Origin of the sequence: Robiginitalea sediminis, from assembly GCF_002198115.1 — a bacterium.
GTDB classification, from domain to species: domain Bacteria; phylum Bacteroidota; class Bacteroidia; order Flavobacteriales; family Flavobacteriaceae; genus Robiginitalea; species Robiginitalea sediminis.
The window spans coordinates 1,221,597-1,238,766 of record NZ_NGNR01000001.1 but is presented as its reverse complement, the minus strand read 5'-3'; the positions used below and the strand labels follow the sequence as shown (position 1 = coordinate 1,238,766).

Here is a 17,170-nt window from a genome sequence, read left to right as displayed (position 1 = left end):
CTTTTAGACTAAAATCATTATAGTTATGACGCCCATCATTCCAGTATTTATGTAGGCTACCTTCTATCGTGACTCTACCCATAGGGTATGTATCTGTAGGCTCATATACACGGAACTTCAACCCATTATAAAAAGCCTGGGCAAAAGACCCCAATACTCCAGTTCTTAAAGAAACCTGGGTATTGAAGTCTAATAGCCCATTTGACTTTAGCACATCGGGAGACATGCCTAAAACGTCTGCTTTTAGGTAATCTACCATTGTACGTCCTGGACTGTCTCAATTTCTTAGACCATGTCCCGAAGTACCGGCAAGACTCTGTATAACAGACGATATATCTCGGGTATAGTAATCCCGAAAGAAATACACCCTTAAATGCTCCCCTACAAACTGAAATAGTAAAAGGTTTTGCCTTCTGTTGGAATCCCCGTAAAAGAACCCGTCCACAGGCGCCTTCCATATCCCCGTTAAGGCCTTTTTAGACCAGACACTACCTATCCTTTCTTTTACCCAATAAACAGGGTTGGATTTTGCAAAACTCCTATTCTCTGCAATGTTGAGATGGGGAGAAAGTGCAGGCGGTTTAGATACTGTTTCACACAACTGAAAATGCCGTACCGTGGCAAATTTGCCAGGGCTGACCTCATCGTATAGATGGATCACCGGCCTTGGAATTTTTCCCATGACCGGAGTTTTTAAAGTTCTATAAGTTGCTTTTGGATTTCGCTTTGCTTATAGAGGACTCGGCCTTGGATTCCATAGGCCTTAATTATCCCCTTTTGCCGCCATCTGTAAACCGTAGATTCGTTTACACGGAATTTTTCAGCAACCTCACGTCGTGTAAGGAACCTTTCGTTTAGTTCTTCGTTTGCCATATTTAAAAAGCATTAAAATGTTATGGCAAAGTCCTTAAGGAACAGTATCTTTGAAGTGCTTTATTTTCAAAGGGCGTTGCTCCTGCCTACGTAGGACTTCGCCTTTTTTCATTGTAGGCACCACTAAGATACCACTATGCACTTGCGGTATAAAACTTATTTATTAACATTATTAACAGCATAGTTATTATTGATGTTGTCGAGATACAATGCTGATTATGTGCCGCTTGTGGATTTAGTGATTATTTTCAATTGAGGCGTATTCCTCTCTTTGTTTATATGCCGATCCATTAGTCTTTGCCAATGCTCTCTAAAGCCTACTACTCCTGACTTACCTATATACCCCAAAAACACCTTTTCCGTGCTATGACCTGAAGCCTGCATTATTACCGGGGTTGGTAATTCTCCATAGAGATTTGTGCAAAATGAACGCCTACATACGTGGGTGCCTAAAAGTTCATATTTAGGATAAGTTCCCTCTACCTTTCGGTTGGTTGCGGGATCCTTCTTACTGCCTTTAATTGATTGGTCAATACCTGCTATTTTGCCTACTTCTTTTATATAGTTGTTTAGATTTTGGATGGCTATTCTATGAGGAAATCCGGTTTCTATGATCCTTTGTGCTTCTGGTAATAAAGGAACCTGAATCCTCTTGCCCGTTTTGCCTTGTATTATTTGGAAGTATTTAAATCCCTTTTCCTCCTTTATGGAGTCCTCTGTCATTTTCAGTAAATCGCTTCCCCTTTGCCCTACCCAGCAACCCAAAATAAGCCATTTACGGGCATTAATTAAATGAGGGGACATTATGGGAGCATCAGCAATTTTCTTTAATTCTTCAGGGCTTAAATAGACGATAAACTTACTTTTTACTTTACCGCTTTTTATCTTTCTAAGTTGAGGTGAGACCTCAACATACATCCCCGCTTCATAGCACACGGATTTAAGATTTTCTAATATTTTTAGGGAGTAGGATTCGCTATAGTTCTTAGTCTTGTAGAGAAACCGAAAAAACTCCTGACCTAAAGCCTGGTCTATTTCTTTTATTCTAATGCTCTTATTGCCTTGAAACTCTGCAAACTTGTCCTTTAGTTGCTTGTATTGTTGGATCCTACTTTTACTAAGGCCAAGACCTCCCTTAGAGTTCCTCCGCAATTCTGCATTTTCTAAAATGTGGTCTATCCAGAATATAACCGACTCACTATATCCCTTTTCAGATTTTCGGCCAAAGAAGACATCTATGCAATCTGACAACCAATTACCATCGATAATATCCCCCTTTGTCTCTGCTTTGTTTATCTCTTTGTAAATGGCTAACTCCAGGCCCTTTATATCCTGGGCCAATTTCTTATGTTCGGCTAAGTTCTGCTTAGGGTAGCCTGTTTCCTTACTCCATGCCCGTGAATCAATATTCCAGCCCGTTTTACGCTCGTATACTTTTCCTCTGCCCATTGACAGTTGAAGGAATATAGATGCATTGGTAGCGTTGGTTTTTAGTCTGCACTTAATTTTAGCCATGGCCATCTATTTTTGCTTGGCCTTAATTTATCATATTTCCTAACGTCTTCCTAACATATTTGCCAAATTATAATCCACCAGGAAATAGTATGCACTACATGTCAAAGATGTCTAAAATTCATCATAGCAGGCCTTATACCAGTACATCCCGCATACTCACTAAGCCTTGGGTCGATTGTATATCACTTATATTCAAGTCCCGTCCCGAGTACGGATTAATAAAAACCAGCGCAGGTGCGCTGGTTTTTTGTTTCGAAACTGTGGAGCCAAGCTCGCTTGAGCGAACACAGGAGCGAAACAAAAAACCCGAGCCCAACGGGCTCAGGTTTTTATTTTCAACACGTTCGGGCGGGACTCACCGATCCCGATAGCTATCGGGAGAGGTAATTCCCGTCTTCCAATAACTGACATACCTTCTTCAACACGTTCGGGCGGGACTCGCGAAGTTCCGAAGGAACGAGGAATTCCCGTCCCATCCTCAAAACCTGGCTTTTCCTCTTTCAATTCGTTCGGGCAGGACGCGCGATGCTACATCCCCTGTATAACGGTGGCATCAAACCGGGATTTACACCCCTTTTTGCTTCCAAATTAGTATCAAAAAACTTTTAATCGTATTATTGCGATTAATATGAGATATGGGACTTACTAAAACCGAAATATTCACAGAAACCCAGAATGAGCTGGCGCAAATAGCCAAACTCTTTGCCCACCCGGCCAGGATTGCCATCTTACAGCACCTCATTGCTGTAAACGCATGTATATGCGGGGATTTGGTGGATGAGATTGGTCTGGCACAACCGACCATTTCCCAACATCTGAAGGAGCTCCGGAAAATGGGGTTGATAAAAGGGGAAGTAGATGGTACAAGGGTTTGCTATTGTATTGATAAGATCCAATGGAAAAACAGGGTGGATGCGTTTAAAGCATTTCTGGATCAGGACCTGAACCTGGGCCAGGAATGTTGTTAATGGAGTCTGCCTGCTTTAATCAATTTGCTATGACACCAACCAAATCCGTTCTGTTCCCGGAAATAGGGGACTTCTTAAAATCCCTTCGCCCTGAGTCTATACCCACAGACCGCAGGGAAATCCTGAACGCCCTCGCGGCTTACATCCAATCAAAAGTAACCGCCAGGCAGGCTATCCGCCTGAACTTTATCTGCACACACAACTCCCGCAGAAGTCATTTATCGCAGGTTTGGGCGCAAACCCTGGCCCAATATTTCGGCCTTGCGAAGGTCATCAGCTATTCAGGGGGCACCGAGGAAACCGCCCTGTTCCCTAAGGTGGCTGACACCCTGCATTCCCAGGGATTTAACGTCTTGAAACTTTCCGAAGGAGCCAATCCGGTCTATGCCATTAAATACGCCGAAAATGAACCTCCCATAATCGGATTTTCCAAAAAGATGGATCACCCCTTTAATCCGGCTTCTGAATTTGCCGCCATAATGACCTGCGATTCTGCCAATGAGGCTTGTCCGTTTGTACCCGGGGCCGAAAAGCGGTTTCCCATTACCTTCGAAGACCCCAAGACATTTGACCATACCCCGGAACAATCCCGGAAATACTTGGAGCGGAGCATTCAGATCGCTACCGAGTTATGGTATGTTTTTTCACAGATTAACCCCTGATTATGGCTGCTAAAAAACTAGGCTTTCTGGACCGGTTTCTAACCCTTTGGATTTTCCTCGCCATGGCAATTGGTGTGGGTGTGGGCTACCTGATTCCTTCCATCGCCGACTCCATTAACGCCTTGAGCTCCGGCACGACCAATATCCCCATCGCCATCGGGCTTATTGTGATGATGTATCCCCCCCTGGCAAAGGTGAATTACAACCTGCTGCCCAAAGTCTTCAGCAACGTCAAAATCCTTTCGATCTCCCTCATCCTGAATTGGGTGATTGGGCCTGTCCTGATGTTTGTTCTGGCCATTACCTTCTTACGGGAGTATCCCGAATATATGGTGGGGCTTATCCTGATTGGCCTGGCCCGCTGTATTGCGATGGTTTTGGTTTGGAATGACCTGGCCGAAGGAAGCAGCGAGTACGGCGCCGGCCTCGTAGCCCTGAACAGTATCTTCCAGGTGTTCGGGTACAGCTTTTACGCCTGGATTTTCATAACCGTCCTCCCCCCCTATTTCGGATTCGAAGGCGCCATAGTGGATATCTCTATTAGCACTATAGCGGAAAGCGTGGCCATTTATCTGGGGATTCCTTTCGCCCTGGGCTTTTTGAGCAGGCTTGTGCTGGTCCGACTGAAAGGAGAGCAATGGTATAGTACCCGGTTTATCCCCACCATTTCGCCCCTGACCCTCATTGCCCTTTTATTCACAATCGTGGTCATGTTTTCACTAAAAGGGGAACTCATTGTCGAAATACCCATGGACGTGGTGCTTATCGCGATTCCCCTGTTGATCTACTTTGCCCTGATGTTCCTGATCGGCTTCTTTTTCACCCGGGCAGCCGGGGCCTCCTACGATAAAAATGCCGCCATTGCCTTTACCGCTGCAGGCAACAATTTTGAGCTGGCCATTGCGGTGGCCATTGCCGTGTTCGGGTTGAATTCAGGGCAGGCTTTTGCAGGGGTTATCGGCCCCCTGGTAGAAGTTCCCGCACTGATCCTTTTGGTACGGGTAGCGTTTTGGTTGCGCAAAAAGTATTACTCCAAGGATTAGGCACCCCTACCCCTCCTTAATGGGGGGCGTAGCGGCCTTGGTTTCTTGGATCCATTCATTTACGCGCCGCTCCAGGAGCTCGAGCGGCATGGCGCCCCCTCCCAGGATGGCATCGTGGAATTTGCGGATATCGAACTGCTCGCCCAGTTCCAGTTCGGCTTTCCGGCGCAGTTCCTGGATCTTCAGCATTCCGATCTTATAGGAAGTAGCCTGCCCGGGCATCACCATATAGCGCTGGACTTCTGCCTTGATGGCCCCGGGGGCAATGGAGGAATTCTCCTCAAAGTACCGGATGCCGTCGGCCTCGGTCCAACCTTTGGCATGCAGGCCGGTATCCACCACCAGGCGGATGGCCCGCCAGATTTCATTGACCAACCGCCCAAAATCGTAATACGGGTTTTCATACCCCCCCATTTCTCCGGCCAGGGTTTCCGAATACAGGCCCCAGCCTTCGCTGTAGGCCGTAAAACCGGCCTGGGTTCGGAAGGTGGGAACGGACTCCAGTTCCTGGGCGATGGAGATCTGCATGTGGTGGCCCGGGACGCCCTCGTGGTAAGCCACCCCCTCCATGGTGGATTTCGGCATGGCAGTCATATCCGACAGGTGGGCGTAATAGGTGCCGTTGCGGGACCCGTCCGGGGTACCCGGGTAATAGTGCTGAGGGGCGCCGTCCTGCTCGCGGAAGGCTTCCACCCGCTTTACATCCAGGCCCGCCTTGGGGAGGATCCCGAAGTAGTCGGGCAGTTTCTCATACATCGCATCCAGATAGGCGGTGGACTCGTCCAGGTACGCCTGCCGGCCTTCATCCGTATTCGGAAAGAAAAACTGGGCATCGGTGTTGACAAATTCAAAGAAGGCTTTCAGGTCGCCTTCAAACCCGACCTTATCTTTTATCGCCAACATTTCCCCCTGGATCCGCGCCACCTCATCCAGGCCAATCTGGTGCACCTCCTCCGCGGTCAGGGCCGTGGTGGTAGACGACTTAAGGCGGTAGTTGTAAAACGCTTCCCCATTGGGGTGGCGGCTCACCCCGGTGGGGGTTTCCGGGGCATTCGGCAGTTCGGCTTCCAGCCAGGCCACCAGCCCCCGGTAGGCCGGCTCAAAGGATGCGGTGAGGGCATCAGCCGAGGCCTGGGTGAGGGAATCGGCCCTCTGCTGGTCGATTGCCCCGGCCTCCAGGAGGGCAGCAATCTTCCGTTCCATATCCGCCATGAGCGGGGCGCTTTGCTCCGAATCGGAAAACGGCTTCCCCTCCAGCAGGGCCTGGGTCTGCTTTAATACCGTCTCGAAGGCGAACCTGGGAGGAAGAATTCCTTCCGCCGCCTGGGCCTTGGCCCGCTGGGTGAGCTGTTCCATGGCGCGGCCCACTTCCCCTGCGCGGGCAATGTAGGCTTCCATATCCGGCAAACTGTCTACCCGGTGGAAATTGATCAGGAAGTTGGGGAGCATGGCATGCATGCCCCGCATCTGGTCAAAGACATAGTCCATCCCCCAGAACGGCTGGCCCTCTTTCTCCATTTCGTACTGGTAGACCCAGAGGTCGTAAGAGGTTTTGTCCGTATCGTCCAGGGCTTCATAGTTGAATTTGGCCCGCAACTCCTCCACCGTGGCTTCCTTCCAGGCGAGGTGCTCCTGCTGGGCTTCCATACTGAAGTCATCGATTTGGTCGTACAGCTCCTTGCGACCCATAACGGTTAGTTGCAGGGGGCTCATCTGCAGTTCCTCTTCGAATTTGGCATCGAACCAGGCGTTAAGCGCTTCCTTCTGGTCCGGGGGTGTCTCCACCTCTTCCCCACAGGAAAGCAGCAGAAACAAGCTGAACAGGAAGGCCAGGGGCCGATAATAATGGGCGCGATAAGAGAGAGTGGATGACATGAGCAGATCTTATTTAGTGAATATCCCCAAAAAGTAGACTGAAAAAAGCGGGATTGCAAATAAAGTTCCAGAAGTGGCATCAACCAAAATTTATGGCACCATATAGATCTTAGTATTGAATATGATTTACCCAGTTGCTATTCTGCTCACCTCCGAACACCAAGGAATAAAGTCAGTTGTCCATTTAAACCATGAATCTCATGGAATTGAGCATTGCTTTATCAGTAAAGCGGTTAATACCAGAAAAACCAATCACACAGAAAAACCGGCAGATTACGGTTTACCTCATAGGATGTCAAAGAACATGCCTTATCTTGCGTATCCCCAATTCTTTTAGGTCACTGGTTCTACCGTAAATCAGGTTCAGGACAGGTCGCTCATGGATTCTAACCTTCGTCCAAACGACCTATATGAACAAGCGAATATATCTTCCGATTGCAGCTATTCTGGCCCTAACCACACTTTACCTGGGGTGTTCCAAAGAATCTCCAGAGAAATTTCTGCTTTCTGTTAAAGTTACCCCCGAAGGATCGGGTTCTGTTAACCCCTCTTCCGGAAGCTTTGAGTCCGGAAAAGCAATGTCCCTATCCGCCATTGCAGCAAAAGGTTATGATTTTGAAAGGTGGATTGGCGACATTAACAGCCAAACCAACCCCCTGGAATTCACAATAAACAAAGACATAGAAATTACCGCTGTCTTTATAAAACAAGACATTGATGGTGATGGAGTGCCTAATGATAAAGACCTGTGCCCAAACACCCAACCTGGTGAGATAGCCGATGAAAACGGCTGTTCCTTAAAACAAAAGGATTCTGACAATGATGGTATAAAAGATGATAAAGATCTTTGTCCGGATACCCCTTCCGATGAATCCGTTGATGCTAGCGGATGCGCTGAAAGTCAAAAGGACAGTGATGAGGATGGGGTCTTCGACAATTTAGACCTTTGTCCTGACTCGCCGGAAGGTGAGTCTGTAGACGCCAACGGATGTGCTGAGAGTCAGAAGGACGCTGATGAAGATGGTGTTCCCAACTCCATTGACCAATGCCCGGGCACACCTGAAGGAGAAGCCGTTAACGACGTCGGATGTTCCTCGAGCCAACTGGATTCTGATGGTGATGGAGTAACCGATGATCTTGATCAATGCCCACAAACCCCTCAGGGTGAAGAAGTAGATCAATTTGGTTGCTCCCAAGCGGAAACGGATGGTGACCAGGATGGTGTCACCAATGATCTGGACCAGTGCCCGGGAACACCTGCAGGAGAAACAGTAGATGAAAATGGTTGTTCTGACAGCCAGAAGGATGGCGATGGAGACGGGGTGGCAGATGAAAACGACCAATGTGCCAATACCCCCAATGGAGAAGCCGTAGACGCCCAGGGCTGTTCCGAATCCCAGAAGGATACCGACAATGACGGTGTGAATGATGACCGGGATCAATGCGCGAACACCCCATCAGGAGAGTCCGTAGACGCAAACGGTTGTTCGGATAGCCAGAAAGACTCAGATGCAGATGGAGTAACCGATGATAGAGACAATTGCGCTGGGACTGCTGTGGGGGAAACAGTAGATGAAAATGGTTGTTCGGACAGCCAGAAAGACTCAGATAACGACGGGGTGAATGATGCTGAAGACCAATGTCCCGCAACACCCACAGGAGAACCTGTGGACAGTCAAGGATGTGCTGAAAGTCAGAAGGATGACGATGGAGATGGCGTTTCAAACACCCAGGATCAGTGCCCGGATACCCCGGTCGGAGAAATGGTAGACGAATTGGGGTGTTCCGAAAGTCAGAAAGATACCGACCAGGATGGTGTGACAGATAACTTGGATAATTGTCCGGATACACCCGAAGGATCACAAGTTAACAACAGCGGATGTGAAGTAACTTTTGTGCCAGACGACGGCTTCGAGCAATTCCTTATCGACAAAGGTTATGATGATTTTCTGGACGACTATGTTTTGACGGCTAATTTAAGTGGGATAGTAAGCCTCGGCATCAACGCTGGAGATTTTCCCGGACCCTACCCGGTGGAAGTTGATTTCACAGGATTAGAAGCCTGTAAAGCTTTAGTGAATTTAAATTTCAATGGTTCGATAATATTCAGTAATGGGCTGGATATCAATGGTCTCAACCAACTTCAAAGAATCGATATCTCTGAAAACTTCAGCTTACCAAGTCAAAATGTGTCCATAACAAATAATGAAAATCTAGAAATTGTTTATTTCTCTTTTAGCCAGATGAATCGAATCACAATTTCAAACAATCAAAGTCTGTCGGACGTTTATATGGTAGAAAGTCGTAGTCAGGAATTGGAAATCAGCGATAATAATGTATTCAGGAATCTGACACTTGATGATGGCTATCCAACCCAATTAACCTTCTCCAACAATCCCACGACGGTTACCCTTCCCGGATTACAGGGCATCAAAAGTTGTTTCATATCAAATAATAATCTCTTACAATCTATAAGTTTTGATGCAGGAGTAGGGAACAACCTGGAAATAATTAACGCCAGTAATAATCCGAACCTAAGCACCATATTTCTTGACTTGTCAGATCCTGCCTCATTAAATGACGTAACCAACTTGGCTCAAATTGACATATCCAATTGCAATTTCACAGCGTTTGATGTTAGTGAATTTGTTGGCCTAACACAATTAAATGTTACGAATAACCCTTTGACTTGTATAAAAGTATCGCAATCACAATTAGATGATATTCCTGTAGGTTGGCTCAAAGATTCTGAAGACATATATTCCTTGAATTGTGAATAATTCGGATCAATCGGAATTATAAAATCCTACATAACCTGGGTGAGGATATTTTGATCACCACATTCAAAAAAATTAACTACTTTAACTTCAAACCAACCGAATCATGGATATCAAAAAGACGCTTACTAAACTGGGCATCAGCCTGGTGGCTTCTCCGATTGTCGTTTACGTTATTTTATTTATCGCCCGGGCGGCGGGTTCCACCTATGAAATGAGCCATGGGGAAACCTGGATGATCTGGCTGCTGATGGCCATCGTGATCAACCTCTCACTGACTTCCAAGGAGTAAGTTTGGGGAAGGTTGCCCCCCAGGCAACCGACTTACAGGGCCCATGTTGCGCTTTTTTCGACTTATCCGGCGCCGGCTGCTCGCCGAGAACCGGCTGCGGAACTATTTGCTTTATGCTACCGGGGAGATTGTACTGGTAGTGATCGGTATCCTTATTGCCCTTCAGATCAATGCCTGGAGTGAAGAAAGGCAGTTAGCCCATTCCATTGAAACCCACCTGACGGTGCTGAGCCAGAACATAAAAGAGGATCAGGTGCAGCTACAGGCCCTCAGGTCTACGATGACCCAGAACCGGATGGCATCGGACTCCGCATTCCTGCAGATGAAAACACTTATTCCGGTAGACCCTGCCTTAAAAACGTATTTGCTCCTGCTGATTCTCGAACACGAATTCCGTCCGAACACCAATGCTTTTCAGACCCTTACCCAATCGAATGAAATCCCCTTCCTCCAACAGGACTTGCAAACGGCGATATTAAACTATTACGCCCTGATTGCGCGGACCAATGAACGGGAACATATTTCAAACACGCATATCCAATCCAAGTTCGAACCTTACATCACTAATCACTACCCGGAAACCTTTCAAAAGGATAATGAGTTTGAATTCTTAAGCACTAAATATGCGGACGACCCCAGACCATTGCGCGCCATTGACCCAGAAACTTTCCTTGCCGATGCGATCCTTGAAACCCTGCTTGTTTCCCGTAATTACCAGGCCACTCAACTGGAACGCTTCTACGGCGAGCTGCTCGAGGCCTCAGAACGCATCCTGGAATTGATAGAACCCGTATCGAATGAATAGAAGCTTCCGTCTATGAGCACCTTCCTTTCCAAAAACCCTTTTCGAATCCAATCGTATTCGCGATGCAGTAGACTGGGTCTGTTGCTCCTTACTTTATTCGTATCTGAATGGGCCAGCGCCCAACTGGTCAACATCGAAACCCGCCGAATGCAGACGGATTCCGTACGCTTTGCTATGGTAGCCGACGCCTGGTTTAACTATTCCAAGCAAAACGACGACTATGTGTACTCGGTGAGCGCAAATACCACCTGGCAATGGAAGTCCCGGGACCTCAGGGAAATATTCTTTGTGCTGGGCAATTACAGCCTGGTCAGCACCCAGGACCAGGATTACCAGAATTCCTGGCTGCTGCACGGGCGGTACAACCGCAAGATCAGCCAGCTCTTCCGGACGGAGGCCTTCCTGCAGCACCAGAACAACAAACTATTGGTCATCGACTCCCGCTTTCTGGCCGGGGCCGGGATCCGCCTCAAAGTGGTGGACAAGGACCACCTGAGCGCCTACCTGGGGCAGTCGGTGATGTACGAGATTGAGGAGAGTTCCGGTTTTGACCAGAAAAACTACAACTGGCGCCACAACGCCTACTTCTCCCTTTCCCTGACTACCAAAGACGAAAAAGTGAGCCTTACCAACACGATTTATTTCCAGCCGCTATACCGGGCCATCAGTAATCACAGGATCCTGCAGCAATTCAAAATTGAGGTGCCGATAAGCGAAGTCATAAGTATCTCTGGTTCGTACAACTACTTCCTGATGAGTGAAACCCCTGCCGGGGTGTCGGACAGTTCGTCCAATGTGTACTTCGGGCTGAGTTTTTCGATTTAAGGGTTCTGGGTTTGAAGAAGGGACACCGACAGGCAGCAAGGGAGGTTCGATTGCTTTAGGGGCGCCCCCCATCAACAAGATACCAGATCTCCCTGCCATCGGCCAGCAGTACGGGAATTTTCCCATAAAATCCCGATAACAACCGATTTCATTACTAATAGCCTTGAACCCACATCAAATAACCCTTGCCAAGGGCTATTTGTAAGTTATTTCCTATTTATTAACATATCGTTAAGAATGTTAAAAATTTAACTATCTTAAGCTCCGATTGTTAAATTCTAATCATTAATTACAACCTTTTATTCATGAAAAGATCCTTTAAAACCGGCGTGGGTTGCAGTCTGTTGGCCGCCTTCGCCTTTTTAGCGTCCTGCGAGCGGGGAGGGAACGAAGCTATCTTCGAAACCCTCGAAAACCAGAACGCCCTGCTGGTGGAACAAAACTTCCAGGCCATTCCGGGGCAGTATGTAGTTACCCTGCAGCCCGGGACCCTGGATTCCCCCAAATCCGCAAAAGGCCCCTCTGCCTATAAAAGCGCCACCCAAAACAGCAAACTGCAACTCCTCTCCCAGTTTGCCAAGGCGGGTCTGAATTCGGAAGCCATTAAATCCGTATATGCCTTTTCCGTGGAAGGGTTCAGCGCCAAACTTTCCGAACAGCAACTGACCCTTTTAAGTGCCGACCCGCGTGTTAAGACCATAGAACAGGATTACCTGATTATCCTGGCACCTCCCCCCGGAAAAGGTCCCGGAAATGGCGGAGGCGGCGGAGGTGGTTCCACTGGCCAGGATACCCCTTATGGCATTACTCGCGTAGGTGGAGGCCAGACGTATACCGGAAGCGGGAAAGCCTATATCCTGGATACCGGGATCGACCTGGACCACGAAGACCTGAATGTAGATGCCGCGGCGGGCTTTAATGCCTTTACCAGCGGTAAGGACGGCAGGAGTCTGGACGATGGCAACGGTCACGGCACGCACGTGGCTGGGACCATTGCAGCTATCGACAACTCCGTTGGCGTGGTAGGGGTTGCCGCCGGAGCCACCGTAGTACCCGTAAAAGTACTGGGCGCCCGCGGGAGCGGTTCCTATTCCGGAGTGATTGCCGGCGTGGACTTTGTAGGAGCCAATGCCGGAAATGGTGATGTGGCCAATATGAGCCTTGGCGGGCCTATTTCCACCGCCCTGGACGCCGCTGTGGAAGCAGCAGCACAGGGAGGGGTTAAATTTGCCCTGGCGGCCGGCAACGAAAGTGATGATGCCAACAACCACTCCCCCGCAAGGGCCAATGGCAACAATATTTATACGGTTTCTGCCATGGACAGCAATGACAACTTTGCCTCCTTCTCCAATTATGGAAACCCGCCCGTAGATTACTGCGCTCCTGGCGTAGCCATCAAATCTACCTGGAAGGACGGCGGCTACAATACCATTAGCGGCACTTCCATGGCCTCGCCACATGTCTGCGGGATCCTGCTTTGGGGGAATGTTTCAACCAGCGGAAATGTCAATGGAGACCCGGACGGAAATGCCGATCCGATTGCATCCAGGTAAGACCACCTGAATGGATTTTGAACCGGGGCATGTCAGCCCCGGTTTTTTTGTTCTGTATACCAACGCCGACGGGCTAATAGAATGCAATTTTACGGGGACCCCGCCCCCCCACCTACAACCTATCCCCATCCCCTGAAAGAAGCCAGCAGCAGACTGTTATTCCGAAAAGCCATCAAAACACCCACACGTGCTTATCCCTGCTATAGCGGGCCCTTAGCCCTCTTCCGGGCATGATATTTATCATGAATTTCCCTGGTTTTCGAACCTACCTTGCATGCGCAATCCAACCTCAGCCGTTTCCTGACGAACCCTTTCCGGGTTCATTAAAAGGAAACTATTAAATCTTTATACGATGAGAATTCTCAGCACCTATTTATTGGTTTTTTGCTGCATTCCCTGGGCCTTTTCGCAGGCCGGGCATATCATGCAGGGTGTAGGTTCGGTAAACATGTCCATGGGGGGCGCCGCCACAGGTCAACCCTTGGATATTTCCGGAGCCATGCAATGGAACCCAGCCTCCATAACTGCATTTGACCAGGACGAATTGCGTTTTGACATCGGGTTGTTCTTCTCCTCCCCGGAATTGAGTTCTTCGGTTACTGATCCGGGATCCGGTGCTACTTTCAGCGGCACCACTGAGGACGACCGGGGTGTCTCCCCTCTGCCGGCTTTAGCCTATAAGGTAGGCTCGGAAACCAGGCACCACTTCGGGTTCTCCGCCTTTGGAATCAGCGGCTTTGGGGTAACCTTCCCGGAAAGCAGCACCAACCCGATCAACTTCCCTCAAAACCAGAGGGGTTTTGGCCGGGTGGAGTCCAATTACAGTTTATTCCAGGTAGGAGTTGCCTATGCCTATGAGCTCTCCGATAAATTTTCTGTCGGGGTACAGCCCACCTTCAATATCGGCTCCCTGGACCTTACACCAAACCCAACTGCCAATCCCAGTCAGACAGCAGGCTATCCCAGCACGGACGGAGCCTCTTCCGCATTTGGTTTTGGCGCACAGGTAGGGGTCTTTTTTGATTCCGGCAAAGGATTCAAAGCAGGAGCTTCCTACAAGACTACCCAGACCTTCGGGGACTTTGAGTTCGAAAATGTTTACCTGGATGGCACCACAGGCACCAACGAATTCAACCTGGATTACCCGGCTATATGGTCTTTTGGCCTCGGGTATTCCCTGGGTAATGTAGACCTGGCCCTGGACTACCGCCTGGTCGATTACGAAAACACAGACGGCTTCGAAGCTTCCGGATGGACCCAAACTGGCTCAGTAGCCGGGTTTGGCTGGGAAAATATCAACATTATCTCCGCCGGGATTCAGTACAAGGGCATCAACCGGCTCCCACTCAGGGTAGGATATACCTATAGCTCCAACCCCATTCAGGAGCAGTTGGCCTTCTTCAGCGTGCCGGCGACAGCTATTATCAAGAATGCCTTCCAGTTTGGATTGGGCTATGAGTTGAGCGACCGCTTCACCATTGACGGGGTTTTCCATTACGGATCATCAGGCGATGCTACCTCCGGTCCCATTCTTGATCCCACACAAGCACAGAATTTTCCGCCCCTGGGTGCGCTCCCAGGCAGTGAAGTGTCTTATGATATGACCACTTCCATGCTGATGTTTGGTGCCAAGTACAGTTGGTAAGCCAAACTGCATGTTGGATTGTTATTCCCCGGGGGCTGGTGCTTCCGGGGAATTGCATTCTGTGCAAACCGCCCGAAATGCGTATTTTTAATCCATAGCAACCGCCGCTATGATCTCAAAATGGGCAAAACGCCTGGGCCTGCTGGCCCTGCTTCCCCTCCTGGCAATCCTCGGATCGCACCTGTTGGTGGAATGGGGGGCTAAAGACTATATCTACTCCGACGCGCAGGCCATCCCTTACAACAAGGTGGGGCTGGTACTGGGCACCGCCCGCCACCGGCCCGAAGGCGGCATCAACCCTTATTACCGATACCGTATTGATGCTGCCCTGGCGCTTTACAAGGCGGGCAAGATTGGCTATGTCCTGGTTAGCGGGGACAATGGCAGCATCTACTACAACGAGCCGGACACAATGAAGAAAGACCTGGTGGCCGGGGGGATCCCGGAGAACCGCATCTTTATGGATTACGCCGGCTTTCGCACCCTGGATTCCATGATCCGCGCCCGGATCATCTTTGGCCTGGATTCCGTCACGGTGATCTCCCAGGAATTCCACGTCAAACGGGCCGTCTACCTGGCTCACAAAAAAGGCCTGAAAGCCATCGGTTTCAGTGCGCAGGCAGTGGAAGGCACCCAGGGGCTTAAGGTGCGCTCCCGCGAGTACCTGGCGCGGGTAAAGGTTTTCCTGGACCTGGCCCTGAACACCGAACCCCGGTTTTACGGAAACCGTATCCGCATCGAATAATCGGCCCGAATTCGTATTTTAGACGGGTTGCCAACCTACTATGGACCGACTGAAAACCCTCTTGCGAAACCTGGGACCCGGGCTGCTCTTTGCCAGCATGGCCATCGGGACTTCCCACCTGGTCCTCTCCACCCAGGCCGGGGCTACCTACGGGTGGCTGATGATTATCCCCATCCTGCTGGCCAACCTGCTTAAATACCCCTTCTTCGAATTCGGCATCCGCTACACCAACGTTACCGGAAAAAGCCTGATTGAAGGGTATGCCAGGCGGGGCAAGGCGTATATGTGGGTGTATGCCGGCATCACCCTGGTTACCACCTTTACCATCCTGGCCGCCCTGTATGTCGTTACGGCCGGGCTGCTGGCCAACCTGTTCAACATCAGCAGCGTCCCGGTAAGCTTGATTGCCCTGGGGTTGTTTGCCTTTATCAGCGCCGCCCTCATCATAGGGCGCTATAGTTTGCTGGAAACCACCCTGAAGTTCGTGGTTACCATTTTGTTTGCAGCCCTGCTGGTTACCACAGTCCTTGTCCTGTACAAACCCGCCGTGGAGGCCACTCCCGGGTTTGTGCGCCCGCCCATCCTGGACAACGTCGGGGTCCTGTTTCTCATCAGCCTTATCGGGTGGATGCCAACAGCAGTGGAAGCCAGCAGCTGGATCAGCCTCTGGAGCCTTGAAAAATACAAGCGTCTGGGCGGGAAACCCAGCCTTAAGGAAGCCCTCCAGGAATTCAATACCGGGTATATCACCACGGCCCTGCTCGCAGTGTTTTTCCTCATCATAGGGCTGAGGACCCTCTACGGCACCGGGACGGAACTCAGCGGCAGCGCGGTAATCTTTGCAGACCAGGTGGTGCAGCTCTTTACCACCCATATAGGGGAATGGGCCTATATTTTTATTGCCGTATCGGCCTTTGCCACCATGTTCAGTACGTGTATGACCGCGCACGATGCCATCGCCCGCGTAAGCATCGATGTGCTGGAATACCTTCAGCCCAAGCGCAAGCGCTACACTGAGAAGTGGCATTACGCCGCAGCCATTTTGGGACTCACCGGGGTCAATTACCTGGTTTTGACGGCCCTGAGTGCCAATATGGGGCAGTTGGTGGCCCTGGCCACCTTTATTTCCTTTGTCCTGGCCCCTTTGGTGGGCTATATGAACCTGAAAAACGTGCAAAGCGAGGACCTCCCGGAGGCTTCCAGGCCTGGCAGGGCCCTGCGCTGGCTAACCTATGCCGGGATTCTCTTCCTTTCTTTCTTTGCCCTGTATTACCTGTGGCTGATGGTGGGGTAGTTCTTTTTAATTCCGGCCCAATTCCTGCGGAATAACAAAGGTTTAACATCCATTTCTTGACATGAGCGCCTCATTTTGGGAGTTTTGCAGTTCAAACCACTAGCATGAAGTTGATCCGCATTACGCGCAGCACCAAGAATGAAACCCGATTCCACAAAGACATGGGAACCCTGCAAACCCGTGTGACCTACATCCGTAAATCCCTGCTGGGTATCCCGCTTAAGACCCTTCATAAATACAGGGACACCTACTACGGCGAAGTGAAAGACTGCGCCGAGTGCCGCCTGAGCCACTAAAA

General features: G+C 49.7%; 16 protein-coding genes. 12 read left to right on the top strand and 4 right to left on the bottom strand.

Annotation, left to right across the window (positions count from 1 at the left end; translation table 11 throughout):
- Positions 1–277: 277 nt before the first annotated feature.
- From CA832_RS14920 to CA832_RS05495, 3 genes are all read right to left on the bottom strand, one after another.
- The gene (locus tag CA832_RS14920; RefSeq protein WP_143542337.1) at positions 278–682 is read right to left on the bottom strand and encodes a hypothetical protein; all 405 of its coding nucleotides are present in this window, start codon (positions 680–682) and stop codon (positions 278–280) included.
- Between the two features lie 11 nt (positions 683–693).
- Positions 694–873 (bottom strand): helix-turn-helix domain-containing protein, encoded by a 180-nt coding sequence (locus CA832_RS15300; protein WP_088340530.1) that lies wholly within the window; start codon positions 871–873, stop codon positions 694–696.
- Between the two features lie 216 nt (positions 874–1,089).
- On the bottom strand, positions 1,090–2,388 hold the full coding sequence (locus CA832_RS05495; protein WP_158211885.1) for a tyrosine-type recombinase/integrase: 1,299 nt from the start codon (positions 2,386–2,388) through the stop codon (positions 1,090–1,092).
- Between the two features lie 635 nt (positions 2,389–3,023).
- On the opposite strand from CA832_RS05495, the gene CA832_RS05490 reads away from it, so the two are divergent.
- From CA832_RS05490 to arsB, 3 genes are read left to right on the top strand one after another with little or no spacing between them, the layout of a single operon-like run.
- Entirely contained in the window at positions 3,024–3,356 is a 333-nt protein-coding gene (locus tag CA832_RS05490) for an ArsR/SmtB family transcription factor (protein WP_088340527.1), read from the top strand.
- Between the two features lie 29 nt (positions 3,357–3,385).
- Positions 3,386–4,018 (top strand): arsenate-mycothiol transferase ArsC, encoded by a 633-nt coding sequence (locus CA832_RS05485; RefSeq protein WP_088340525.1) that lies wholly within the window; start codon positions 3,386–3,388, stop codon positions 4,016–4,018.
- 2 nt (positions 4,019–4,020) lie between these two features.
- On the top strand, positions 4,021–5,061 hold the full coding sequence (gene arsB, locus CA832_RS05480; protein WP_088340524.1) for an ACR3 family arsenite efflux transporter: 1,041 nt from the start codon (positions 4,021–4,023) through the stop codon (positions 5,059–5,061).
- 6 nt (positions 5,062–5,067) lie between these two features.
- Here arsB and CA832_RS05475 read toward each other — a convergent pair whose 3' ends face one another.
- Entirely contained in the window at positions 5,068–6,936 is a 1,869-nt protein-coding gene (locus tag CA832_RS05475; protein ID WP_088340523.1) for a DUF885 domain-containing protein, read from the bottom strand.
- 410 nt (positions 6,937–7,346) lie between these two features.
- Between CA832_RS05475 and CA832_RS05470 the strand changes: the two genes are divergently transcribed.
- The 9 genes from CA832_RS05470 (at position 7,347) to CA832_RS05430 (ending at position 17,168) form a co-directional block, all read left to right on the top strand.
- Positions 7,347–9,716, top strand: coding sequence for a thrombospondin type 3 repeat-containing protein (locus CA832_RS05470; protein WP_088340522.1), 2,370 nt, complete (start codon positions 7,347–7,349; stop codon positions 9,714–9,716).
- A 103-nt stretch (positions 9,717–9,819) separates the two neighbouring features.
- Positions 9,820–10,005 (top strand): hypothetical protein, encoded by a 186-nt coding sequence (locus CA832_RS05465; RefSeq protein WP_088340520.1) that lies wholly within the window; start codon positions 9,820–9,822, stop codon positions 10,003–10,005.
- 43 nt (positions 10,006–10,048) lie between these two features.
- A complete protein-coding gene (locus CA832_RS05460; RefSeq protein WP_088340519.1) occupies positions 10,049–10,810 on the top strand; it encodes a DUF6090 family protein in 762 nt (253 codons plus the stop codon).
- A gap of 147 nt (positions 10,811–10,957) precedes the next feature.
- Positions 10,958–11,635, top strand: a complete 678-nt coding sequence (locus tag CA832_RS05455) for a DUF481 domain-containing protein (RefSeq protein WP_158211884.1) — start codon at positions 10,958–10,960, stop codon at positions 11,633–11,635.
- Between the two features lie 305 nt (positions 11,636–11,940).
- Positions 11,941–13,188, top strand: a complete 1,248-nt coding sequence (locus CA832_RS05450) for a S8 family serine peptidase (RefSeq protein WP_088340517.1) — start codon at positions 11,941–11,943, stop codon at positions 13,186–13,188.
- 352 nt (positions 13,189–13,540) lie between these two features.
- Entirely contained in the window at positions 13,541–14,833 is a 1,293-nt protein-coding gene (locus CA832_RS05445; RefSeq protein ID WP_088340516.1) for an OmpP1/FadL family transporter, read from the top strand.
- Between the two features lie 109 nt (positions 14,834–14,942).
- Positions 14,943–15,578 carry a SanA/YdcF family protein gene (locus tag CA832_RS05440; protein WP_088340515.1) on the top strand — a complete coding sequence of 212 codons (636 nt, stop codon included), beginning with the start codon at positions 14,943–14,945 and terminating at the stop codon, positions 15,576–15,578.
- Between the two features lie 40 nt (positions 15,579–15,618).
- Entirely contained in the window at positions 15,619–16,872 is a 1,254-nt protein-coding gene (locus CA832_RS05435; protein ID WP_088340514.1) for an NRAMP family divalent metal transporter, read from the top strand.
- Between the two features lie 104 nt (positions 16,873–16,976).
- Positions 16,977–17,168, top strand: coding sequence for a hypothetical protein (locus CA832_RS05430; protein ID WP_088340513.1), 192 nt, complete (start codon positions 16,977–16,979; stop codon positions 17,166–17,168).
- Positions 17,169–17,170 lie beyond the last annotated feature (2 nt).